Source organism: Pelomicrobium sp. G1 (assembly GCF_051905455.1).
GTDB lineage: Bacteria > Pseudomonadota > Gammaproteobacteria > Burkholderiales > UBA6910 > Pelomicrobium.
This window is the reverse complement of record NZ_JBQACR010000561.1, coordinates 1-240: the sequence shown is the minus strand read 5'-3', so window position 1 is coordinate 240 and position 240 is coordinate 1. Positions and strand designations below refer to the sequence as shown.

The window sequence follows — 240 nt, the reverse complement described above, 5'->3', positions numbered from 1 at the left end:
GGCGATGCTGGAGCTGGGTCCGGCCCAGCTCAACATCCCACGGGACTTTTTCTACGGCGAATCCGACTTCGAGATTCCCGCGCCCATTGTGATCGAGCGGGGGGCGGGGGGCGAGAGAAGCCTTGGCGAGGCGGCCGAGATTTTGGCCAGCGCCCAGTTTCCTGTGATCATCGCCGGGGGCGTGGTCATTCTGGCCGAGGGGGTGGAGGCGTGCGTCGCGCTGGCCGAGCACCTCTCGGC

1 pseudogene is annotated in these 240 nt (G+C 67.5%); it reads left to right on the top strand.

Features of this window, described 5'->3' with window-relative positions:
* A pseudogene (locus tag ACTFO6_RS19625) lies at window positions 1-240 on the top strand (sulfoacetaldehyde acetyltransferase); the annotation flags it as partial.